Origin of the sequence: Pseudomonas triticifolii (assembly GCF_014358015.1) — a bacterium.
Taxonomy (GTDB): Bacteria; Pseudomonadota; Gammaproteobacteria; order Pseudomonadales; family Pseudomonadaceae; genus Aquipseudomonas; species Aquipseudomonas triticifolii.
In genome coordinates this window covers 59,751-82,678 of sequence record NZ_JACONV010000004.1, presented here as the reverse complement: position 1 = coordinate 82,678, position 22,928 = coordinate 59,751, and the positions used below count along the sequence as shown (strand labels likewise).

Below are 22,928 nucleotides of genomic sequence, written 5' to 3'. Positions count from 1 at the left end.
ATTTGATGACAGGAATGAAGCAATGCCAGGGCAATGCGTCGTGGATCCAGCGGATAACCCGGAACGCCTCGCTGCGTCTTGAGACGAGCCCCGCAGTCGTTGTTCGCTACGGGACAGCGTCATGCCAGGTCCCGGCACTACTGTGGCCATTGCTCCAGCAGCATCGCGACGAATTTCTCGGCAGCGGGTGACAGCGATGCGCCGCGCCTTGATACCAGCCCCAGCGTTCTGATCACCACCGGGTCAACCAGCGGAACGCTGACCAGGGTCGGGTGATCATCGGCGGGCATCGCCAGGCTGGGCATGGCCGAGATGCCCAGACCTGCTTCGACCATCCCCAATGACGTCGACAAATGCTGCACTTCGTAGAACCATTTCGGACGCCAGCCGAGCCCGGCCAGAGCGTGATCGAGGATCATCCGGTTACCGCTCAGGCGTCCGACACCGATTAACCGGTAATCGCTCAGCTCGATCCAGGCCACCGATTCACGCTTTGCCAGCTCATGATCGCGTCGGCATGCCAGCACGAAGGGTTCTTTAACCAGCGGCACGAATTCAATGTCCGGGTGCTGCCCGCTCATCATGTTGATGCCGAAGTCCGCCTCACCCCGCAGCACCGCTTCCAGACCTTCGTTGGCGCTCAGGTCGAGCAGGCGGATGCGGATCTGGGGATAACGCTCGTTGTACAGCCGGATCACGCTGGGCAGGAAATAGAACGCGGCGGTCGGGATGCAGGCGAGGGTGACCTGACCAATCTGACGCTCGGCCAGTTCACGGATGTTGAGAATCGAATCCTCGAAGTCATCGAGCAACCGGCGAGCCTTGGGGAAAAAATCCCGACCCACGCTGGTCAGGCTGACCCGTCGCGTCGTGCGATCAAGCAGCGACGTCCCCAGGCCCTGTTCGAGCTTCTTGATGCGCCGCGTGAGTGCAGGCTGCGAGATGTGCAGCACTTCGGCGGCCTCATGAAAGCTGCCAAGTTCGGCGATCTTCACGAAAGATCGGATATCTTGCAGTTCATATTCCAAGTTTTATTCCCCGCTGCCGAACATGGAAAGGCGATTCGATTGCATTACATTATTTCGTTAAGTGGAATAATGGCTACGATCTTTGCATTGGATAAGCAAAATAATCCATGTGACTCTTGCTTCCAACACATCAATGCCACCAATTGATCACCAAGAGTCAGACATTATGCAACCGATTCCCTGCGTTCTCATGCGCGGCGGCACCTCCAAGGGGCCGGTATTCCTCGCCAGTGATCTACCTTCTTCGACCGCTGAGCGTGACGAACTATTGCTGGCAGTCATGGGCTCGGGGCATGAGCTGGAGATCGACGGTATTGGTGGTGGCAGCCCGCAGACCAGCAAGGTTGCCATCGTCAGTCCTTCCGAGCACCCCGATGCCGATGTCGATTATCTGTTCGTACAGGTGATGGTGTCCCAGCGCCGTGTCGATACTGCGCCCAATTGCGGCAATATGCTCTGCGCCGTCGGGCCTTTCGCCGTCGAGCACGGGCTGGTGGCGGCGACCGGTGATGTGACCCAGGTACGGATTCGCAACCTCAACACCGGCACCTTTGTCTGCGCCGACGTCAGCACGCCAGCCGGTCAGGTCAGTTACGACGGCGATACGCAGATTGACGGCGTACCCGGCTCGGCAGCACCTGTGCAACTGACCTTTCTCGACGCGGCGGGCAGCAAGACCGGCAAGCTGTTCCCGACCGGCCGACAGACCGATGTCTTCGACGGCGTACCTGTGACCTGCATCGACATGGCCATGCCGATGGTGATCATTGAGGCGTCATTGCTGGGCAAGCGTGGAGACGAGAGCCCGGCCGAACTGGATGCCGACACTGACTTCCTGCGCAGGCTCGAAGCGCTGCGGCTCAAGGCCGGTGTCGCGATGGGGCTGGGCGATGTCAGCGACAAGGTGATTCCCAAGCCGGTACTGGTGTCTCTGCCCAGTGCAGGTGGCACGCTCAAGGTTCGTTACTTCATGCCACATAACTGTCATAAGGCGTTGGCCATCACCGGCTCGATTGGCCTGGCGACGGCCTGTGTCAGCGACGCCACGGTGGTCGCGAAGCTGCTGGGGATCAGTGGTCACGAGCGCTTGCAGAAGGTACGACTCGAACACCCGAGCGGGGCCATCGACGTTGCCATGAGCTACGTAGGACCTGATCAGCAGACCATTCGGGCTTCAGTGGTGCGCACGGCGCGCCGACTGTTTTCCGGCGAAGTGTACGCGCCACTCGCTCAGCGACTGGCGGGTTAGGTCTTAACCGCCTGGCCTGTTTGTTCAAACCCGCATCAGAACAACTCCAATAATGGGTGATGCCTCATGAAAATCGCAAAATCGCTGTATTTCCAGATCATCTGCGCCGTGATCCTCGGGGTTCTGGTCGGTCATCTCTGGGGTCAGCAGGCCGTTGCCCTCAAGCCATTGGGCGACGCGTTCATCAAGCTGATCAAGATGATGATCGCCCCGGTGGTGTTCTGCACCATCGTCACCGGCATTGCCGGCATGAGCGACAAACAGTCGCTCGGGCGTCTGATGAGCAAGACATTGCTGTTGTTTCTGGGGTTGACGGTGATCAGCCTGATCATCGGTCTGGTTGCGGTCTATGTGTTCCAGCCAGGCACCGGCATGAACATCGATCCGGCAAAACTCAGCACGGCAGGTCTTTCCCAGTACACCGAGTCTGCGGCCAAGCTGGGCGTCGTGGATTTCTTCATGCACATCATCCCGGACACCTTCATCGGCGCGTTTAACAAGGGCGAAGTGTTACCGGTATTGTTCATCGCCGTGCTGTCCGGCTTTGCCCTGTCGTCGCTGGGCGAGCGCGGCAAGCCAGTGCTGAATGTGCTGGAATCGGCATCGCACATGGTCTTCAAGATCTTCTCCTACCTGATGCGCTTTGCCCCGATTGGCGCGTTCGGTGCGCTGGCGTTCACGGTAGGTCAGTACGGCATCACCTCGCTGGGCTCGCTCGCCAAGCTGATCATGACCCTGTACATCGCCTGCGGTTTCTTCGTGTTCGTGGTGCTGGGCAGCATCTGCCGCGCCAATGGTTTCAGTCTGTGGAAGCTGCTGCGCTACTTGCGCGAAGAGTTTCTGGTGGTGCTGGGTACGTCTTCCACCGAGCCCGTGATGCCGCGCATGCTGGAAAAACTTCAGGCGCTGGGCTGCAAGAAGGGTGTCGTGGGGCTGGTGTTGCCGACGGGGTATTCCTTCAACCTGGACGGCACGGCGATCTACCTGTCGCTGGCGGCGGTCTTTATTGCTCAGGCCTGCAACATCGAACTGAGCATGACCCAGACCCTGACCATGCTGGCGATCATGCTGCTGTCCTCCAAAGGCGCAGCAGGGGTAACCGGTAGCGGTTTCGTGGCACTGGCCTCGACCCTGACGGTGATCCATGACATTCCGCTGGCAGGCCTGGCCTTGTTGATCGGCATCGATCGGTTCATGTCTGAAGCCCGCGCGCTGACCAGCCTGGCCAGCAATGCGGTGGCCACGGTCGTGATCTCGCTGTCGGAAAACGCCTGTGATCGTCAGGTATTGATGCAGCAACTCGACAACCGCTCGACTGCCATTGGGCCTGCTCCCGAATGGGAAAAACCGCAGGTCGCCAAACGCAGTTGATCCAGTCGTAAAAAACCTTCGGCCGACACGTATTATTCGCCTTCGGGCCTCGCCATCGCGAGACCCGGCAGGCCTTGCCGTGCGCGTCGTTCATCCATAACAAGAAGAGAATGTCCCGATGCTTGCCTTCCTCGGCTTAGCCATGGTGGTGGTTTTCACCTACCTGATCATGTCCAAACGCTTGTCACCCATCGTCGCGCTGACCCTGGTGCCGGTGCTCTTCGCGCTCATTGGCGGCTTTGGCGGCACCACCGGCAAGATGATGCTCGACGGCCTGAAAATGGTCGCACCGTCCGCCGCGCTGCTGCTGTTCGCGATTCTGTTTTTCGGATTGATGATCGATGCCGGTCTGTTCGACCCGTTGATTCGTAAAATCCTCAAGCGCGTCAACGGCGATCCGATGAAAATCGCCGTCGGGACTGCGCTGCTGTCACTGACCGTGGCGCTGGACGGGGATGGTACGACCACCTACATGATCACCTGCGCGGCCATGCTGCCGCTGTACAAGCGCATCGGCATGAACCCGATGATCCTGGGCATCATTTCGATGCTGTCGTTGAGCATCATGAGTGGCATGACGCCTTGGGGCGGACCGGCCACGCGGGCCATCGCCGCGCTGGGGCTGGATGCCGGCGAGTATTTCGTGCCGCTGCTACCCACCATGATCGGCGGTGCGGCCTGGGTGGTGTTCACGGCGTTTCTGCTGGGGCGCAGCGAGCGCAAGCGTATTGGTAATGTGCAACTGCAAAGCGGCGGTGGCGGCTGTTACATCGATGCCATTCTGGGCGATACACCCCACAAACGCCCCAGGCTGGCATACGTCAACCTGGCGCTGGTCATCGTGGTTATGATCGCGCTGGTCATGGGCCTGATGCACTCGGCGATCCTGTTTCTGCTCGGTTTCGTGATCGCGCTGATGATCAACTACCCGCAACTGGACATCCAGAAAGAGCGGATTCTGGCCCACTCCGGCAACGCCATGACCGTGGTGCTGCTGGTCTTTGCCGCCGGTATCTTCGCCGGTATCTTTTCCGGCACCAAGATGGTCGATGCCTTGGCGCAAACCCTGGTGAGCTGGATTCCGCCTGAGTGGGGCCATCTGTTCCCGCTGGTAGTCGCCATCACCAGCATGCCACTGACGTTCGTACTGTCCAACGATGCGTATTACTTCGGGGTTGTGCCGATCCTGGCCAACGCGGCCGCTGCCTATGGAATCAGCCCGCTGGAAATCGCCCGGGCCTCGATTCTCGGCCAGCCGGTGCATCTGATGAGCCCGCTGGTGGCCTCGACCCTGCTGCTGGTGGGCATGATCGACCGTGACATCGGCGACTTCCAGAAAGCCACCCTCAAATGGGCCGTGCTCACGTCACTGGTGGTGACCGCGCTGGCACTGTTGACGGGCGCGATCACCCTGTTCGTCTGACGTAAAACCCTTCGCATGCCTTCACCTGCCCGTTATCGGGCGGGTGGATCGCTGCGCCTCCAATAACAAGAACGAGCCATGAGCATGAACACATTTTTCCAACGCGCAGCCTTGCCCTCACTGCTGTTGAGTGTTGCCCCCTGGGTCAGCGCAGACGGCTTCATCGAAGACAGCAAATTGAAACTGCAACTGCGCAATGTGTACTTCAACGAAAACTTTCGTGACGAACACGGCCTGAGTGCCCGCGCGGCAGCGACGGCCAAGAGCGAGCGCACCGAGTGGGCGCAAGGGCTGCTGCTGGATTATCAATCCGGGTTTACCCAAGGCATGCTGGGTTTTGGCTTCGATGCTTCGGGTTTGTTGGGGATCAAGCTGGATTCCGGTAAGGGGCGCAGCGGCACGGGCTTGTTGCCGGTCCACAGCGATGGGCGGGCGGCCGACGAATTTTCGAGTCTGGGGGCCGCTGCCAAGGTGCGTCTGGCCAAAACCACGGTGAAGTATGGTTCGTTGCTGCCCAAGACACCGGTGCTGGTCTACAACGATGCCCGGCTGTTGCCGCAGGTCTATCAGGGAGCACAGTTCACCAGCACGGACATCGAAAATCTGACGCTGACAGGCGGGCGGCTCGATCAATTCAAGTTGCGCGACTCCTCGGACAGCCGCTCGATTATCCCGGATGGCTTCAGCGGCAAGGGCTCTGACTTTTCTTATGTCGGGGGCGATTACCGGCTCGGCAAGACGATTCGTCTGAGCTATTTCTACGGTGAGCTGGAGGAGTTCTATCGTCAGCAGTTTGCGTCCATTCAGCATGATCTGAAGCTGGGTTCAGGCGTGCTCACCAGTGATCTGCGCTATTTTCACAGCGTCGATGCGGGCGCTGCGCGCGGCGGCAAGATCGACAATGACATGCTCAGCGGTCAGTTGACCTACGCGTTCTCGGGGCACAGCGTCGGGGCGGGTTATCAGGTGCTGAGCGGCGATGCAGGCCTTCCTTATATAAGCGGTGCGACGGTGTATTCGTTCAGTAACGTCGGCATCGGCAAGTTCATTGAGGAAGACGAGAAAACCTGGATGGTCAGCTATGGCTACGATTTCGCCCGTCTCGGTGCGCCGGGGCTGACGTTTTCCACCCGCTACCTGCGGGGCGACAACGAGAAGTCAGGCCCGGCACAGTTGCGTGAGTGGGAGCGTGATGCCGAGATTGCCTACGTCTTGCAAGGCGGTGCCTTCAAGGGGCTGGGTATCAAACTGCGTAACTACGTGTATCGATCCGATTTCGCCCGAGGGCGCGACAGCAATCGGCTTTACCTGACTTACGACATCGCACTCTGGTAAGAAGAAAACCTGTCCAGAAAAGCACAATGCCTGGGCAAGCCAGGCATTGTCAGTGATGGGCGAAACCTTGATCAGCCGTGGCTGGCCGTCGGTGCCATGTTGGCGGCCTGGACTGGCGAGCCTTTGGTCAGCCCGTAATACAGTACGCCGCCCAGAATACAGCCGGTGAACCAGGCGAAATTGGCGATGGGCTTGAACCACGGAATGAAGGTGAAGCACAGCCCGACCAGCGCGGTCAGCAGCAGCGCTTTTACGGCGACCCAGTTAACGCCGTTGGTGTACCAGTAGCGACCGCTCGGGGTGTCGTTGAACAGGGCGTCGACGTCGATCTGCTGTTTCTTGATCACGTAGTAGTCCACCAACAGAATGCCGAACAGCGGGCCGATGCAGGCGGCAAGTACGTCCAGGGTGTAGTGGATCACCTCGGGGTTGTTGAACAGGTTCCAGGGCGTGATGAAGATGGATGCTACGGCGGCGATCATGCCGCCTGCGCGCCAGCTGATGCGGCTCGGTGCCACGTTGGCGAAATCGAAGGCCGGGGACACGAAGTTGGCGACGATGTTGATGCCAATGGTTGCAGTGACGAAGGTGAACGCGCCCAGCAGTACGGCCGTCGTGTTGTCGATGCGGGCTACGGTGGCAATCGGGTCGTGAATCATTTCACCGAAGATGGGCAGCGTGCCTGACACGATCACCACGGTCACCAGCGAGAACGCCAGAAAATTCACCGGCAGGCCCCAGAAGTTGCCACGGCGCACGTCCGCCATGCTGCGGCAGTAGCGGCTGAAATCACCGAAATTCAGCGTCGGTCCTGAAAAGTACGAGACCACCAGCGCAATGGCCATGACCACCTGACCAAACGCCGCCCAACCCGACAGTTCTTTCTCGGCCAGCGTGAAGCTGATGTTATCCCACCCCGCGCGCCAGACGATCCAGCCTGCCAGGGTGAACATCACGGCGTACACGGCGGGGCCGGCCCAGTCGATGAAGCGTCTGATCGACTCCATGCCGGTCCAGAACACTGCGGCCTGAACCACCCAGAGCGCGAGAAAGCCGAACCAGCCCAGCCAGGACAGACCGAGAAAGGTCACGCTTTGATAGGTCGCCAGTTCCGGGAAGAACCGCAGCACCACGATTACCAGTGCACTGGACGCCAGGTAGGTTTGAATGCCGTACCACGCCACGGCAATAAGCCCGCGAATGATGGCCGGAATGTTGGCCCCGAACACGCCGAACGCCAGGCGGCAGATGACCGGGTAGGGCACCGCCGCTTGCTGACTGGGTTTGGCGACCAGGTTGGCGATGACCTGAATGATGCAGATGCCGACCAGCAGCGCGATCAGCACTTGCCAGCTGGCCAGACCAAGGGCGAACAGGCTGGCCGCGAAGACGTAACCGCCGACGCTGTGCACGTCGCTCATCCAGAACGCCAGAATGTTGTACCAGGTCCACTTTTGCGGGACCGGTCCCAAATCATGGTTGTGCAGGCGCGGACTGTATCCGGCCGGGCGTTGGTCTGTCATGTGCGTTACTCCCTCGCTGATTCGTGACGGGATCGGGGTACGATCGTTGATTTTTTTGTATACGATCGTGTACGCAAGACGTGTGCCATGCCTGATTGGGTTGCCCTTGATCAGCTTGAAAGTCTTGTCATGGTGAGGTTTTTAACGGAAAAGCTGACGTGTTGGTCAGTGCTGTCATGGCGAATGGTATGCACGTAAACAGGGCGCTTTCGCGCGTTTAAGGTGCAAAACTCGCTGAAAATCGTAGCGTTTGATGAATGATGTCTTTTAGATAGCGCTGTTCAGCGTGAACATCATCGGGCACTATTCTTGTATACGATCTGTACGCCGCGAGCGATGTGATGCCATGACCCAACCTTCCAGCGCACCTCTGTTTATTGCACCCGCCGCCGATGAAAAAGGCCGCGATGAGCAGATCTATCAGCATGTTCTGGAAGCCATCGTCGAGCATCGACTCGCGCCCGGTACGCGTTTGCCGGAGGACGCGCTGGCCGAAGTCTTCGAAATCAGCCGCACGGGCATTCGCAAAGTGCTGCAACGTCTGGCGCTGGAACGTCTGGTGACCTTACGGCCAAAGCGCGGTGCGGAAGTCGCGCAGCCCTCGGCTCAGGAAGCGCAGGATGTGCTCGGTGCCCGGCAACTGATCGAACCTGCATTGATGGACACCATCGCCTTGCGTGTCAGCGGCCAGCGTCTTGATGCGTTGCGCGCGCTCTGTGATCAGGAACACCAGGCCCAGCACTCCGGGCGTCACAGTGAGGCCATTCAACTGTCCGCACGTTTTCATGTGCAGTTATGCGCGCTGGCAGGCAATCAGGTGCTGACCGAGCAGGTTGCTCATTTGACCACCCGTTCGTCATTGATCGTCGCGGTGTATGGCTCGCGGCGCAGTGTCGGCTGCGACTGCGGCGAGCACGCCGACCTGCTGACGTTGCTGGAAGCCGGGCAGGGCGAAGAGGCGCGGACGTGGATGGCCGAGCACCTGCGACGCATCCGTGCCAGCCTGAACGTGGATGAGCCGGTCAACGAGACCGTTGATTTCCACAGTATTTTCAAACGGCGCTGAAGGAGGCCCGGTGCGTATCCAACTGATCAATCCCAACACCAGCGAAGCGATGACCCGCAAGATGGGCTTTGCAGCCGAAGCCGTTGCGCGGCCCGGCACGCACATCCTTGCCTGCACGCCGGCCGATGGTCCGGTGTCCATCGAAGGGCATTTCGATGAAGCGATTGCGACCCTGGGCGTGCTGGAAGAAGTGCGTAAAGGCCGTGAGCAGCAGGTCGATGCGCACATCATTGCCTGTTTTGGCGATCCTGGTTTGCTGGCCGCGCGTGAGGCGGCGAGCGCACCGGTGATCGGTATCGCCGAGGCCGCCTTTCACATGGCAAGCCTGATCTCCACACGCTTTGCCGTGGTCACGACCCTGACCCGCACCCGGATCATCGCCGAGCATCTGCTGCAGCGTTATGGGTTCAGCGGGTTGTGCACGTCGGTGCGTTGTATCGATTTGCCGGTATTGGCGCTGGAAGAAAGCGGCCCGGAACTGGTCGAACGCATGGCCGAGCAGGCGCGCCAGGCACGCGATGAAGAAGGCGCGGGCGCTATCGTGCTGGGCTGTGGTGGTATGGCTGACCTGGGCAGGCAACTGAGCGAAGCGGTGGGTCTGCCGGTCATCGATGGGGTGAGTGCCGCGGTGAAACTGGCCGAATCGCTGGTGGATCTGGGGCTGACCACCAGTAAATATGGCGACCTGGCCGACCCGATCAGCAAGCCGTTCAAGGGGCGCTTCGAGTATTTGAGCCGGTAATCAGGCGCTGTGTGGCAGGTGCCTGGTCTTTCCTGATCTTTGTAAGGGAGGCGCTTGCTCACCACGCCGCCGGTGCTGTCCTGCAGAGGTCGGGCGTCTGCAAACCCGCTTTCGCGAGCAAGCTCGCTCCCACGACGCCCGGTGTTTGCAGCGCACATTCCTGCTCAGTTCCTGAACGCCGCCATGTCCTGCAGCAACATGCCCATCAGCCGATTGGCCCCCACGCTGAGCTGTCGGCCCAGTCGGCTGATCAGGTGCGTTTGCGGACTGCTGAACACCTCGTTCTGCAACGGCAGGGCGCGCAATTTCCCGCTCTTGATTTCCTCTTCCACGACAAAGGTTGGCAGCAGCGTGACACCGCCCTGCATGGCGAAATGCTTGAGCATGGCGAAGGTGTTGCAGGTCAGGGTGGGTTCCAGCGTGACGCCCAATTGGTGTTCGGCTTCCAGAAGAATCTGCCGGATGCCATACGAAACAGCCGGCAGTGCCAGGCGATAGGCATCCAGTGTCTTGAGTTCGATGGGGCCTGCTTGTTGCGTCAGCGGATGATCCGGTGCCGTGACCACGCAAACCGGCTGGCGCTGATGGGCATGAGAGCGGATTTTCGGATCAGCGGCCGGGTTGAACACCAGACCGATATGCGCTTCGTCCTCCACCACCTGGCGAATCACCTCGTTGCTGCCGCAGACGTTCACGATCAACTCGATTCGCGGGTACAGCGCCGAAAACTTCGCCAGCGGCTGCGCCAGGCTTTCCAGAAAACCTTCCCCGGACACCAGCGTCACCGAGCCGCTGTGCAGGCCGCGCAGTGCCTGGATCGAGTCCAGCAAGACTTCCTGCTGAGTCAGCCGCTGTCGGTAGTAGGCCAGCACCTTGTCACCCGCTTCGGTGGGCTTGACCCCACGCCGATGCCTCTCCAGTAACGGCGACCCCAGCTCGTGTTCCAGTTGCGCAATCTGGCGGCTGACCGCTGACGGTGCGACGTTCAAGAAGTCCGCCGCGGCCCGCACGCTGCCCAGCCGCACCGCTTCGAAGAAATAAAGGATCCGACGATCCTGCACCAGACTCATGGCTGTCCTGTGTTGCGCTGAAGGCAACATAAATTCAATTTCTGGATTATTGCTGAGAGGGTAGAGCGCTGTCCATACTCGATCATCAGCACAAGGGAGGGCGTATGAAGGCTCTTTGGCAGCGTCTGCGGGACCAGGCAAAACAGCTGGGCGAACGCAACCCGGTACTCGGTCGTTACGGTCATGATCGACTGTTGACGCATGCGTCGTTCGAATCCGCCCTCGCCGCCAATCTGGCCAACCCGTTGCAGGTCCACGTGGCAGCGACAGACTTGGTCAGCTGGTTCAGCGCCATTTTTCAAACGCATCCCGAGATTGCCGAGTCGGCAGCGGCGGACATCGACCATCTGGTGATCGTCAATCCAGCCTGTCCCGATCATCTCACGGCTTTTCTGACCTTTCGCGGCATTCAGGCGGTGCAGGCGTATCGCATCGCCCATGCCCTGTGGAACGACGGCGATGTTCAAAGTGCCGTCCTGCTGCAGAACTGGGCGGCCAACACCTGGGCCATCGACATTCACCCCGCCGCACGGCTGGGCAAACGGCTGTTCGTTGACCATGGCGTCGGCCTGGTGATCGGCGAAACCGCTGTCGTCGAGGACGAAGTCAGCCTCTGGCACGGCGTCACCCTGGGCAGCACGCTCAGCGAGGCGGGGGACCGTCACCCGAAGATCCGCCGTGGCGCACTGATCTGCGCGGGCGCCACAGTGCTCGGCAACATCGAGGTGGGTGAGCGCGCCATCGTCGCCGCAGGTGCTGTGGTGCTCAAACCGGTTGAAGCCGGGGTCGTGGTGGCGGGTACGCCGGCCAGAGTCATCGGCCGCGCACCGGATTCGCTGGCGACCTTCACCAGCAAGTCTCAAGACTGATTCAGGGAGAAACCGCACATGGCAGCCGTCGCTCAGTTTCCACAAGGCATTGATCATCCACTGGTCACCGTACGTGACCATGCCGCCACGCTTGAACTGTATCGACGCATGGGCTTCGCGCCGTCGCCGGTCAGCTACCACCCTTGGGGCAGCGTGACCTCACTGATGATGTTCAAAAGCAATTTCATCGAGTTGATCGGCATTCACGACGCCTCGCTCTTCGGCACCGGCTCGGTCAACGGCTTCTGCTTCGGGCGTCAGCTGGGCGAGTTTCTGGAGCGCGGCGAAGAGGGTGTCTCGCTGGTTGCGCTGCACAGCAAGGACGCCGATGCCGACCACGCACGGCTGGTGCAGGCCGGTTTGCCCAGTCAGGGACGAATCGACTTCCGTCGCGCCATGACCCTGCCGGACGGACGTCCCGACGAGGCGGTGGTTTCGCTGGGCCTGTTCATCGACCCGGAACTGCCTGACGCCTCGAATTTCATCTGCCATCAGCACCGTCCCGAACTGATCTGGGTGCCGGGGTGGCAGCAACATCCCAACGCGGTGGACGGCATTGTCAGCGTCACTTATCTGGCCGACCCCGCACAGCTTGAATCCCGCTGGCGAGCGCTGTACGGCGATGCTGCGCTGCGTTGGCAGGACGGTGTGCTGCTCGTTGACACCCGGTGTGGCGTATTGCGTGCGATGGACGCGGCGACGGCTGCGCTTCACTACCCCGACATGCCACTGCCAAGCGCCCGGCGCGAACGGCCACACGCCATCGCCATCGGCCTGCACACCACCAGCCTCGACACGCTGCGCAGCATTCTTGCCGAGAACCAGGTGCCGCACGTGCAGGTGCCCGGACGCGTCATGGTCGCGCCGCAGGCGGCGGGCAACGTCATTCTTGAATTCGTACAAAACCTCTAATCGAGATGCAGAACATGACTTTGAAAACAGGTGTGATCGGACTGGGCAATATGGGCGGCGGCATGGCCGCGACGCTGGCGGGCAAAGGCTTTGATGTCAGTGGTTTTGACCTGTCGCACGCCGCCTTGGCCGCGGCCGAAAGCAAAGGCGTCAAGCCGGTCGCTGACCGTAAACAACTGATCCAGAGCGTGGACATCCTGATCCTGTCGTTGCCCAAGGCCGAGCATGTCGAGTCGGTCTGCCTCGGCGAAGGTGGCATTCTCGACGTGGGCCACAAAGGGTTGATTGTCGTCGATACCACCACCTCGACGCCGGAAATGAGCCGCAAGGTCGCTGCGGAACTGGCCAAGGCCGGGATTGCCTTCATCGACGCGCCGGTGTCCGGCGGCCCCAAAGGCGCGGCCACCGGCACCATGTCGATGGTGATCGGTGCCGAAGACGCCGATCTGGCGCGGGCCATGCCAGTGCTTGAGGGCATGAGCGGCCCCCGTGTTCACGTCGGTCAGTGTGGCGCGGGCAACGTGGCCAAGATCGCCAACAACATGCTTGCCGCCTGCCATTTGATCAGCACCGCCGAAGCGGTCGCGATGGCTGCCAAAGCGGGCGTCGACCCGGAGAAGCTGCTGCAAGGTCTGAACGCCGGTTCCGGCCGTAGCGGCGCGACGCAGGTCATGTTTCCCACGTGGGTGCTGAACAAGGCTTACGACTCGGGCTTCACCATGGGCCTGATGCGCAAGGACGTCGGCCTTGCCAGTGCTCTGGCGGATAGCTTGGACATGGACTTGCCGTTGTCGCGTGTGGTTGCGCAATTGTGGCAAGCCAGCAGCGAAACCCTGGCAGACAACGAAGACTTCTGCGCCATCGTGCAACGCACTGATGCCAAACTTTACGGTCACGGAGAATAAGTGATGAGCACTGCAAAAATCCTCGAACTGATGCGTCCTTACTGGGGCGATCGCAGTGTCATCGCCAGCTACGTGGGCGGTGAGTTCATCGAAGGCCATGGCGCGCCGGTTGAAGTGCGCAATGCCCACGACGACAGCCTGTTGCTGAGCTTTCCCGATGCCGACGAGTCGCTGGTGGAAAAGGCCGACAGCGCTGCGAAGGCCGCGCAGGTTCAATGGTGGGCGTTGACGGCACAGGCGCGTGGCCGTGCGATGTACCAGGTCGGCAACCTGATCCGTGAAGCGCAGGAAAACCTCGCCCAGATCGAATCCCTGACCGCCAACAAGCCGATCCGCGATGCGCGCGTTGAAGTGCTCAAGGTCGCCGAGATGTTCGAGTATTACGCCGGTTGGGCCGACAAGCTGCACGGCGAGATTATTCCGGTGCCGACTACGCACCTGAACTACGTGACCTACGAGCCGCTGGGCACCGTGCTGCAGATTACCCCGTGGAACGCGCCGATCTTCACCTGCGGCTGGCAGATCGCTCCGGCGATTGCGGCGGGTAACGCGGTCATCCTCAAGCCTTCTGAGCTGACGCCGTTAAGCTCGCTGGTGGTCGGCGTGCTGATCGAGCGCGCAGGTGTGCCCAAAGGGCTGGTCAACGTGATCGCCGGTTTCGGTCATTCGATAGGTCAGGCATTCATTGCCAAGGCCGACATTCGCAAAGTCGTGTTCGTCGGCTCGCCCGCTACCGGTCGTCACATTGCCGTCGCGGCCGCGCAGCGCTGTATTCCGGCGGTGCTGGAGCTGGGTGGCAAGTCGGCCAACATCGTCTTCGACGACGCCGATCTGGACGTCGCCTTGCGTGGCGCTCAGGCTGCGATTTTCTCCGGGGCAGGGCAGAGTTGCGTGTCCGGTTCGCGCCTGTTGGTGCAGGAATCGATTTTCGAAAAATTCACCCACGCATTGGCCACCGCTGCGACTCAATTCAAGGTCGGCGACCCAAGCGATCCTGAAACCCAGATCGGCCCGATCAACAACGCCAAGCAGTACAGCCATGTGAAAACCATGGTCGAGCGCGCCTTGAAAGACGGCGCCAGGCTGGTGGGTGAACATGCCGATCCGATCCCGGACAAACCGGGCTACTACATCAACCCGACCGTGCTGGCGGGTACCAACGACCTGTACTGCGCGCAGGAAGAAATCTTCGGCCCGGTGGTCGTGGCCATTCCATTCAAGGACGAAGAAGACGCTATCCGCATTGCCAACGACAGCCGCTTCGGCCTGGCCGGTGGCGTCTGGACGCGTGACGTGGGGCGTGCTCACCGCGTGGCCAAACAGGTGCGTGCCGGTACGTTTTGGGTCAACGGTTACAAGACCATTCACGTCAGCTCGCCATTTGGCGGCTACGGTGAAAGCGGCTATGGTCGTTCTTCGGGTCTTGATGCGCTGCGCGAATACAGCGAAGTGAAAAGCGTCTGGGTCGAGACCGCCGCCAAACCCGCCGCCAGCTTTGGTTACGGCGCGAGCCTGGAGTGATCGACATGACTATTGCCAAGACATTGATCGAAGAAGCCACCGTCTGGCGCCGCATGATTCATGCGGCCCCGGAGCTGGGGTTTCAGGAACTGAAAACCTCCGACAAGGTGGCTGAACTGCTGACCGGCTTTGGCCTTGAGGTGCATCGTGGCCTGGGCGGAACCGGCGTGGTCGGTACCTTGCGTACCGGCGATGGCCCGACCATCGGCATCCGTGCCGACATGGACGCCTTGCCGATTCAGGAGCTGGGCGACAGCGTGCACAAGTCCGCGCACAAGGGCTGCATGCACGCCTGCGGGCATGACGGTCACACTGCGATACTGCTCGCCACCGCCCGGCATCTGGCCGAGACACGGCGCTTTCGCGGGACCGTGCATTTCGTCTTCCAGCCTGCCGAAGAAAACCTCGGCGGCGCACAACGCATGATCGAGGACGGGTTGTTCGAGCGCTTCCCGATGGATGCTATTTACGGTCTGCACAACTGGCCGGGCGTGCCTGCCGGAAAAGTGGTGGTCAATCCGGGGCCGATGATGGCGTCGCTGGACACCTTCGAAATCACCCTGACCGGCAAGGGCAGCCACGCCGCAATGCCCGACAAGGGCAACGATCCGATCGTGGCCGCCGCCGAACTGGTGTTGGGTCTGCAGACCATCGTCTCCCGACGCCTTTCGCCGCTGGATTCCGCGGTGGTCAGCATCACCCAGTTCAACGCAGGCGAGGCCATCAACGTGCTGCCGGAAACGGCCGTGTTGCGAGGCACCGTTCGTTGTCTGCAAACCCCGGTGCGGGAAAAGGTCCAGCAATGGATCGGCGAGTTCGTCGAGCGCCTGCCGATGGCGTTCGGCGTGCGTGGGGAGCTGGTCTACAACGTTGGCTATCCTGTCACCGAAAACCACGTCGAAGCCGCTGCAACGATTCGTCGTGCCGCTGTCGCGGCGGTCGGTGAAGCCAACGTGCAATGGGGCTGCAACCCGTCCATGGCCTCCGAGGACTTCGCCTTCATGCTGCACGCTTGCCCGGGTGCCTATATCTGGATGGGCGTTGACGGAGAGAAGCCATCAGCCGCGCTGCACAACCCGTATTATGACTTCAACGATCAGGTGATCGAGCCGGGTGTGAAGGTCTGGACGTCGTTGGTGGAGCAGTGTTTGCCGGTGGCGTGATTGAGGCGCACCGCTGGAGACTGCGCCTGTCGATGACAAGGCGCTGTCTCTCGGCAAACCCTCAGCAAAACCGGACAGTGGGAGGCGGCTTGCCGGCGATCTGCCGGGCACCGGCAGCAAGGCCTGCGCATACGGTGTATCAGGTGTAATCAAGGGCCGCTGCGCGGCCCATCGCTGCCGTCGTAACCTCCGAAAGCTCCCACGCCCTGCGGGCAGAAGCAGAGTTGAGCGCTTTCTCGGCCGTCGGGTTTTGGATAAGAGGCAGCAGGTGCTAAGGAAGCCCTGTCAAACCCCGTGATACCCGTCGAATGCGCAGATCAACACTCAATCAAATTGACTGCCAGGCCGCCGCGTGAGGTTTCCTTGTACTTGTCGTGCATGTCCGCGCCCGTGTCACGCATGGTACGGATGGCGTGGTCCAGCGAGATAAAGTGCTCGCCGTCGCCACGCAATGCCATTTGTGCGGCATTGATCGCTTTCACGGCGGCAATGGCGTTGCGCTCGATGCAGGGCACCTGAACCAGTCCGCCGACCGGGTCGCAGGTTAGGCCCAGGTTGTGCTCCAGGCCAATTTCGGCAGCGTTTTCCACCTGCTCGGGCGTCGCACCGAGAATTTCCGCCAGACCCGCAGCCGCCATCGCGCAGGCTGAACCCACTTCACCCTGGCAACCCACTTCAGCGCCCGAGATCGAGGCGTTTTTCTTGCACAGAATGCCTACCGCAGCAGCGCTCAGGAAGAAACGCACCACGTCGTCATCGTTGGCCGTGGGTTTGAATTTCATGAAATAGTGCAGCACGGCGGGCACGATGCCAGCCGCGCCATTGGTCGGCGCTGTCACCATGCGGCCGCCTGCGGCGTTCTCTTCGTTGACGGCCAGCGCAAACAGGTTGACCCACTCCATGGCGCTGAGGGTCGAGCCAATCACGTTGGGGTTGTCGAGGTTCTGCAGGCTCTGATGCAAGCGATAGGCACGACGCCGCACGTTCAGACCGCCGGGCAGAATGCCGGTCTCAAGCAGACCTTTGTTGACGCAGGCCTGCATCGCGGCCCAGATGACCATGATGCGCGAGCGGATTTCCTCCTCACTGCGCCAGACCTTCTCGTTGGCCATCATCAGTTCGGAAATGCTCAGGCCGTGGGTCTTGCACAGTTTCAGCAACTGCGCACCGCTGGAGAAGTCGTAAGGCAGGACAGTATCATCCGCATCCAGTACGCCACTGGCCGCCTGTGCGGCATCGATCACGAAGCCGCCACCCACCGAGTAGTACGTTTGCTCATACAACTCGCCCGACTTGCCATAGGCGCACAATGTCATGCCGTTAGGGTGATACGGCAGGCTTTCCTCCAGCAGGCACATGTCGCGTTCCCAGACGAAGGTGATGGTCTGTTCGCCCGCCAGCAGTAATCTGCCGTCGGCACGCAACGCGTCGATGCGCTGGTTGACCTGGCTGGGATCGATCTGGTCTGGCCATTCGCCCATCAAGCCCATGACCGTCGCACGATCACTGCCATGACCGATGCCGGTGGCGGACAGAGAGCCGTACAATCGCACTTCGACACGCTCCACGCTGCTCAGGCGATCCTGATTACGCAGGTCGGTGACGAACAACGCGCCGGCCCGCATTGGCCCGACGGTATGGGAGCTGGACGGCCCGATGCCGATTTTGAACATGTCGAAGACGCTGATAGCCATCACGGAGGTCCTTCAAATGAGATGATGCAGAGGAGTTGAAACTCCTTCTTTCTGGCTTTCATCTTTGGCTTCAGCTGTCAAAACGACAAACGATTGTTCCTATGCAACGCTTTAGCGGAACTCTTCAATGAGCAGAATTTTCAATGCACAGATGCACGCCTGGTTACAGGTCTTTGCCTGCGCAGCCCGACATCTTTCCTTTACGCGCTGCGCCGAGGAGCTGCACGTCACGCCAGGCGCAATCAGCCAGCAGATGCGCCAGCTCGAAGAACGGCTGGGGTTTGCGCTGTTTCATCGGGTCGGCCGTGGCCTTGAGCTGACCGCTGAAGGGCAGCGTCTGGCGGTGGTGGCCAACGAGGTGCAGAGCCGTATCAGCGAAGAGTTACGCCTGCTGTATTCCGGACGCATCGGCGGGGTGTTCAAGCTGCGCTGCATTCCGTCGTTTCTCAGCAAATGGTTGATGCCGCGCCTGCCACGCTTGCAGGAGGCGTTTCCCGACATTCAGTTTCGAATCATTGCCGAAGACAGCAGCGGCTCGTTGCGCGATGACGACTTCGACCTGGCCATCGACCTGAACGACGGCAGCTATCCGGGCCTGTCGACTACGCCTTTGCTGGAGGAAGAACTGTTCCCGGTCTGCTCGCCCAAACTGCTGGAAGGCAAGCCGCCGCTGGATACGCCCAGCCAGTTGGTGCACTTTCCATTGCTGCACGACATCACCGCCTGGCGCGGCAGCTATGAATACGCAGAGTGGGAGTTTTACCTGACGGCGATTGGTGCCGATGGCATCGACGTGCGCCGTGGCCACACCTTCAACCGCAACCACCTGACCATCGACGCCGCCCGGATGGGCATGGGCGTGGCCATCGCCCGCAAGGCGCTGATCACCGATGAGCTGGAGCAGGGCTTGCTGATCGTGCCGTTCGGCCACCCGATCAAGGCCCGCAAGAAGTACGTTCTGGCTTACCGCGAAGGTGCCCTGACAACCCCGGCTCGCCGGGCAGTGCATGACTGGCTGGTAGACGAGGCGTGAAACGGGTCGTGCTGTGGGAGCGGACTGGTCCGAGAAGGTTGTATATCCGCTAAAGCGTTAGCGGTTCAAATACAGCTTTCGCGGACCAGTCCGCTCCCACTTTCAGGCTCCGGTAGGGCGATCAAATCAATGGAACATCTCGGCAATCAACACCGCACCGATGAAGGTGCCGAAGTTGGCCAGGAACGACACCAGCACGATGCGCCAGCCCAGGCGACGGAATGCCGGCAGGTCCTTGGCAATCGACAGGCCCGCAAAGGTCAGCATTGGAGTGATCACGGCCAGCATGTTGATCGAGCTGGTCAGGCGAGCGATTTCCGCCGCCCACGGGCAGGCCGGAGAGGTCAGGAACATTGCCACCAGCGACACCATGCAGACCGCCGGAATCTTGCGGCGAATCAGGCTGCACAGCGCTTCACCGACGAAGGCGCAGAAGATCATGATGCCGATACCGGTGAACGCATCCGCAGACAGCGTTTTGTAGCCGACGTAGTTGGCGATCAATGCCAGTGCACCTGCAGCCAGCCACGCGCTGACTTTGCCCGACCAGCCCAGTTCCGGCACATCGAGCGATACGTCACTGTGACGCAGACCTTCCTCACTCATCGACGCCTTGGTGGTGCGACCGATCAGCGGCTCAAGTACCCGATAGCCCCAGACCGCCAGCGGTAACGAAATGAACAGCGTGAAGTAGGTGCCGATGGTGGTGGTGATCAGGTTTGATGCCGCCGCCAGGGTCATGACTTCCTTGGCCACTTCCGGTGTCTGTTGAGCCGCAATCGCGCCCGCAGCGGCAGCCATCATGCTCCCTGAACCGATGCCGGAACCCATCGCCAGTGAGTTGGGATGGAAGATGTTGAGGCTGGCAATGAAGCCGGCCACGATGGCGATGAACAGCGCCCCGAACAGCGTACCGGTGAGGTATTCGGCGAGTACGCCGCGTCCTTCCGGGGAATCCATGCCGTAGCGCTCACCGATGATCGCCAGGCTGGGTTCGCGCCCGACCGAGAAGGTCGCGCCAATCGCTTCACGCTTGATACCCAACATCAGCGCGACCGGCAGACCTAGAATCACCGTGCCGACGAAGTGGCCGAATTCCTGGAACACCAGCGCCCAACCTGAGGCGAAGACCACCGGCAGCGAGCCGCCGACCACCAGCCCCAGCTTGGCGATAAAGATCAGCAGAGCAGGTTGCAGAATCGAAGCAGAGCGCAGTTGCGTGCGGTGATCGATACCGATGGTGCCCGGCAGGCGGCGACTGGCGATACCAATCATCGCGCCCAGCAGTAATGCCCAGACCATCGGCAGCAGGACCACCTTGCCAGGGCCCAGCGGAATACTGAAGGCACCAATGGCTTCGGCAATAACGAGGATGATGGCGGCCCAGACATACAGTTTCACCGTGGAAGAAACGGCCTGTTTGTCGCCCACCACGGCGGTGTGTGCGTTTTGCATGATGATCCCCTTGCCTGCTGAATGACCTTTTCAGGCCTTATCAATCTTTATTCTGTTTTTTTCAGGTAGGCGCAGTGACGCGCCAGGGCAGCGTTTGAAGTCCATGGAGTCATGGAGGCCGTTGTCGGGCCGAGTATTTTTATGAGGCCCGAATGACCGGACCCAGGCTGCTTCGAGCCTTGCTGGAGAAATCCTGCAAGCGATGTTGAACTTTTCGAACAACCGCGTTCAGGGCACTCGTGCCATCGCAGTATGCATAGCGTGAGGTTGCACACCAATATTGCGAATTTTATTTATCGTTGCTTTAAAGAGAACACTGAAAGGGGAGGTTCAGGGCGTTTTTTGCAGGCTCAAAACGGCAGGGGCTGACTGAACGCGTAACCTGTTGGGAGATACTGCCGGTCCACGACACCACGCTGGCTCGCAGCAAACACAAGGTCGTGGGAGGCCTCACTGCATCTTCGACGTAGCGCTGTAGAGCAGCAAGCACCGGACATTGTGGGAGCGAGCTTGCTCGCGAAGGCTATTGTTCAAGCACAACCTCTCGATTGGATGGAATGGCCCTTTCGCGAGCAAGCTCGCTCCCACTGGGTTTCATCGTGATCCAGTCAGACGTTCTAAAGTGAGTCTTCTGAGTTTCCAAAAAACGCAGCAGCATTGGCACGCTTTTTTTACGCGGCAGTGGGAACACCGCCGATCGCGACGCGGGTGAAGGCTGAGTCCTGGCGCTGATTCGGGGGGCAATCGGCAGGGATGCCGATTGAGCCGCACTGGGCCATGGATGGCCCATTTGCGGCGACCCCCGAATCAGTGACAGGACGAAGGAACCCCGGCGAAGCCGGGGCCGGAACCGGAGCTTGGGACTTTGCCTACTTTGGTCCCTCAAAGTAGGGCGCCGTAAGGGCGCAAAGGTGACCTGAGCCAGGCACTCGGTTCACTGAATCCGCACTCCATAACCCCTGTGACGCGCAACGCCATGGTCAGCATGCCCGCTAGGAGGCCGGTACATCCAGTCGAGATGTTGCGTGTGAAACACGGCTTTCGCGAGCAAGCTCGCTCCCACGAGGTCCGGTGTTGGCCGCGAGACAGCTCAGCCCCGAAAAGGCGGCCGTATCTCCCACACTTATGTATTTGCTGTTTCCCGCATCTATAAGGTCACAGCCCCAGCGCTTTCATGCACGCCTCCAATGACCTGCGTTCGGTCTCGGCATACAGCGTCAACTCATCAAGCGTCTCGCGACCCAGCGCCTGCTGGAAATCTTCCTGGTTCGAGCTGATCGCATAATGCGTCTGTGCGTTGTCGCCCAGGTTGGACTGGAAGATGCCTGCCGCGCTCACCGGCAGGAAATCCTCGTACACCAGCGGCTCGAAACGCACGTGACCTGCCTGGATCAGTTGCTCAAGGTCAGCACCTGCGTCTGCGCGCGCTGCAAGCCCTTGCTCGGTCGGGAAGTAACGGAAGTACGCGAGGCCTTCAGCGCGCATCTCGTTATAGCTGTCGGGGAATGCCTGAAAGTTTTTCTCCATCAACGCCGCGTAGCGCAACGCGTTGGCTTCATTGGGAAACGCGCCCAGCTCATCGCGGGTTGTGTTCAGCAACTGGTCGTACAGCGTTCGGCCCTTGGGCGTCAGTGCTGCGCCGCGTTGTTCGATTTCGCCAAAGCGTGCCGAGTGGCTGCCTGACTCGTTGACGCCCTGGCCGACGAAGGTGATCGGCTCATCCAGCGCCTTGAAGCTGGTCTGGCGCAGCAGGATCGGACAGCGGCGGCGCGGCGGGCCTTCGACCACCGCCTTGGGCGTGATGCCTTTGCCGGGCATGCCCGACTGCACAGCGTCGATATCCAGTGTGCGTGGGGTCAGGTGATTGATGTGCGGCCCCCGAAACGCCACCACATCAGCGATCAAACGATGTTGGGCATTGAGCTGTGTGTAGTCTTCCAGCGAGACCGTGGCCGTGCTGTGCCAGCGGAAGGTTTCCAGCGCCTGCTGAATGAACTCGGCTGCATCGGTATCGTTCAGGCCGCCGTCCTGCTCGTGCCTGTCGATCAGCTCAAGCGCCTTCGCGGTGAAGATCTGACGCTTGGCGAGCACCTGACGGGCAAACTCACGCAGGCTGTCACTTTCGATCAATTCCAGACGCAGCAATGAGGTGAACACGCGAAACGGGCTGACTTGCAATGCGTGTTCATGCACGGCGCGAAAGGCCGTCGAATGCACCGGCACGCCTGCAGGCGTGAGGTCGTAATAACCCACAGGTTGCATGCCCATGACCGCAAACAGGCGGGCGAGGGTGGCCAGCTCCTGAGCAGTACCGACCCGTATTGCGCCGTGACGCTCCATGTCCAGTCGCTGGATTTCGCCGGTCTGCGTGAGGCTGTCCAGCACGCTTCGGTCACGGCTCATGACCCGGTCGTTGACCTCGCTCACCAGCTCCATCAGCGTGCCATACAGCGGGACTTCTTCCTTGTACATCTGCGACATGGCGCGGGAGAAGCCCGCGCGAATGTCGTCAGGATTGGCAAAGCGTGCAGTGCTCATCAGGGTTGTCTCTCCGTACTCTTCCCGGTCT

General features: G+C 60.6%; 18 protein-coding genes. 12 read left to right on the top strand and 6 right to left on the bottom strand.

The genetic code is table 11. The annotated features are described in order from the left end of the window. Positions 1 to 137: 137 nt before the first annotated feature. Entirely contained in the window at positions 138 to 1,028 is an 891-nt protein-coding gene (locus tag H8S56_RS09230) for a LysR family transcriptional regulator (RefSeq protein ID WP_024688392.1), read from the bottom strand. Between the two features lie 166 nt (positions 1,029 to 1,194). Between H8S56_RS09230 and H8S56_RS09225 the strand changes: the two genes are divergently transcribed. The 4 genes from H8S56_RS09225 (at position 1,195) to H8S56_RS09210 (ending at position 6,406) form a co-directional block, all read left to right on the top strand. After that, positions 1,195 to 2,277, top strand: a complete 1,083-nt coding sequence (locus H8S56_RS09225; RefSeq protein ID WP_187518466.1) for a 4-oxalomesaconate tautomerase — start codon at positions 1,195 to 1,197, stop codon at positions 2,275 to 2,277. A 66-nt stretch (positions 2,278 to 2,343) separates the two neighbouring features. Beyond that, positions 2,344 to 3,648: a dicarboxylate/amino acid:cation symporter gene (locus H8S56_RS09220; RefSeq protein WP_187518465.1), complete on the top strand. Its 1,305-nt coding sequence runs from the start codon at positions 2,344 to 2,346 to the stop codon at positions 3,646 to 3,648. A 118-nt stretch (positions 3,649 to 3,766) separates the two neighbouring features. Next, positions 3,767 to 5,071, top strand: coding sequence for a CitMHS family transporter (locus tag H8S56_RS09215; protein ID WP_024688390.1), 1,305 nt, complete (start codon positions 3,767 to 3,769; stop codon positions 5,069 to 5,071). A gap of 84 nt (positions 5,072 to 5,155) precedes the next feature. Beyond that, entirely contained in the window at positions 5,156 to 6,406 is a 1,251-nt protein-coding gene (locus H8S56_RS09210) for an OprD family porin (RefSeq protein ID WP_024688389.1), read from the top strand. A 71-nt stretch (positions 6,407 to 6,477) separates the two neighbouring features. Here the strand turns inward: H8S56_RS09210 and H8S56_RS09205 are convergent, their stop codons facing one another. After that, positions 6,478 to 7,929 carry an NCS1 family nucleobase:cation symporter-1 gene (locus tag H8S56_RS09205; RefSeq protein WP_187518464.1) on the bottom strand — a complete coding sequence of 484 codons (1,452 nt, stop codon included), beginning with the start codon at positions 7,927 to 7,929 and terminating at the stop codon, positions 6,478 to 6,480. A gap of 346 nt (positions 7,930 to 8,275) precedes the next feature. On the opposite strand from H8S56_RS09205, the gene H8S56_RS09200 reads away from it, so the two are divergent. Then, complete coding sequence (locus tag H8S56_RS09200; RefSeq protein WP_187518463.1) at positions 8,276 to 8,995, top strand: GntR family transcriptional regulator; 720 nt, start codon at positions 8,276 to 8,278, stop codon at positions 8,993 to 8,995. A gap of 10 nt (positions 8,996 to 9,005) precedes the next feature. Continuing rightward, positions 9,006 to 9,737, top strand: a complete 732-nt coding sequence (locus H8S56_RS09195; RefSeq protein WP_187518462.1) for an aspartate/glutamate racemase family protein — start codon at positions 9,006 to 9,008, stop codon at positions 9,735 to 9,737. Between the two features lie 164 nt (positions 9,738 to 9,901). Here H8S56_RS09195 and H8S56_RS09190 read toward each other — a convergent pair whose 3' ends face one another. Then, positions 9,902 to 10,807, bottom strand: a complete 906-nt coding sequence (locus tag H8S56_RS09190) for a LysR family transcriptional regulator (protein WP_024688385.1) — start codon at positions 10,805 to 10,807, stop codon at positions 9,902 to 9,904. A gap of 104 nt (positions 10,808 to 10,911) precedes the next feature. Between H8S56_RS09190 and epsC the strand changes: the two genes are divergently transcribed. The 5 genes from epsC to H8S56_RS09165 are packed head-to-tail and all read left to right on the top strand — an operon-like array spanning position 10,912 to position 16,177. Beyond that, positions 10,912 to 11,676 (top strand): serine O-acetyltransferase EpsC, encoded by a 765-nt coding sequence (epsC, locus tag H8S56_RS09185; RefSeq protein ID WP_187518461.1) that lies wholly within the window; start codon positions 10,912 to 10,914, stop codon positions 11,674 to 11,676. An 18-nt stretch (positions 11,677 to 11,694) separates the two neighbouring features. Then, positions 11,695 to 12,588, top strand: coding sequence for a VOC family protein (locus H8S56_RS09180; RefSeq protein WP_187518460.1), 894 nt, complete (start codon positions 11,695 to 11,697; stop codon positions 12,586 to 12,588). Between the two features lie 14 nt (positions 12,589 to 12,602). Continuing rightward, complete coding sequence (locus H8S56_RS09175; protein WP_187518459.1) at positions 12,603 to 13,493, top strand: NAD(P)-dependent oxidoreductase; 891 nt, start codon at positions 12,603 to 12,605, stop codon at positions 13,491 to 13,493. Positions 13,494 to 13,496: 3 nt separating this feature from the next. Further along, positions 13,497 to 15,014: an aldehyde dehydrogenase family protein gene (locus H8S56_RS09170; protein WP_187518458.1), complete on the top strand. Its 1,518-nt coding sequence runs from the start codon at positions 13,497 to 13,499 to the stop codon at positions 15,012 to 15,014. Between the two features lie 5 nt (positions 15,015 to 15,019). Then, on the top strand, positions 15,020 to 16,177 hold the full coding sequence (locus H8S56_RS09165; protein WP_024688380.1) for a M20 aminoacylase family protein: 1,158 nt from the start codon (positions 15,020 to 15,022) through the stop codon (positions 16,175 to 16,177). A gap of 317 nt (positions 16,178 to 16,494) precedes the next feature. Here H8S56_RS09165 and H8S56_RS09160 read toward each other — a convergent pair whose 3' ends face one another. Next, the gene (locus H8S56_RS09160) at positions 16,495 to 17,871 is read right to left on the bottom strand and encodes an L-serine ammonia-lyase (protein ID WP_187518457.1); all 1,377 of its coding nucleotides are present in this window, start codon (positions 17,869 to 17,871) and stop codon (positions 16,495 to 16,497) included. Between the two features lie 127 nt (positions 17,872 to 17,998). Between H8S56_RS09160 and H8S56_RS09155 the strand changes: the two genes are divergently transcribed. After that, on the top strand, positions 17,999 to 18,904 hold the full coding sequence (locus H8S56_RS09155; protein ID WP_024688378.1) for a LysR substrate-binding domain-containing protein: 906 nt from the start codon (positions 17,999 to 18,001) through the stop codon (positions 18,902 to 18,904). A gap of 126 nt (positions 18,905 to 19,030) precedes the next feature. Here H8S56_RS09155 and H8S56_RS09150 read toward each other — a convergent pair whose 3' ends face one another. Further along, a complete protein-coding gene (locus H8S56_RS09150; RefSeq protein ID WP_024688377.1) occupies positions 19,031 to 20,359 on the bottom strand; it encodes a DUF3100 domain-containing protein in 1,329 nt (442 codons plus the stop codon). Between the two features lie 1,155 nt (positions 20,360 to 21,514). Further along, a complete protein-coding gene (hglS, locus tag H8S56_RS09145) occupies positions 21,515 to 22,897 on the bottom strand; it encodes a 2-oxoadipate dioxygenase/decarboxylase HglS (protein ID WP_187518456.1) in 1,383 nt (460 codons plus the stop codon). Positions 22,898 to 22,928 lie beyond the last annotated feature (31 nt).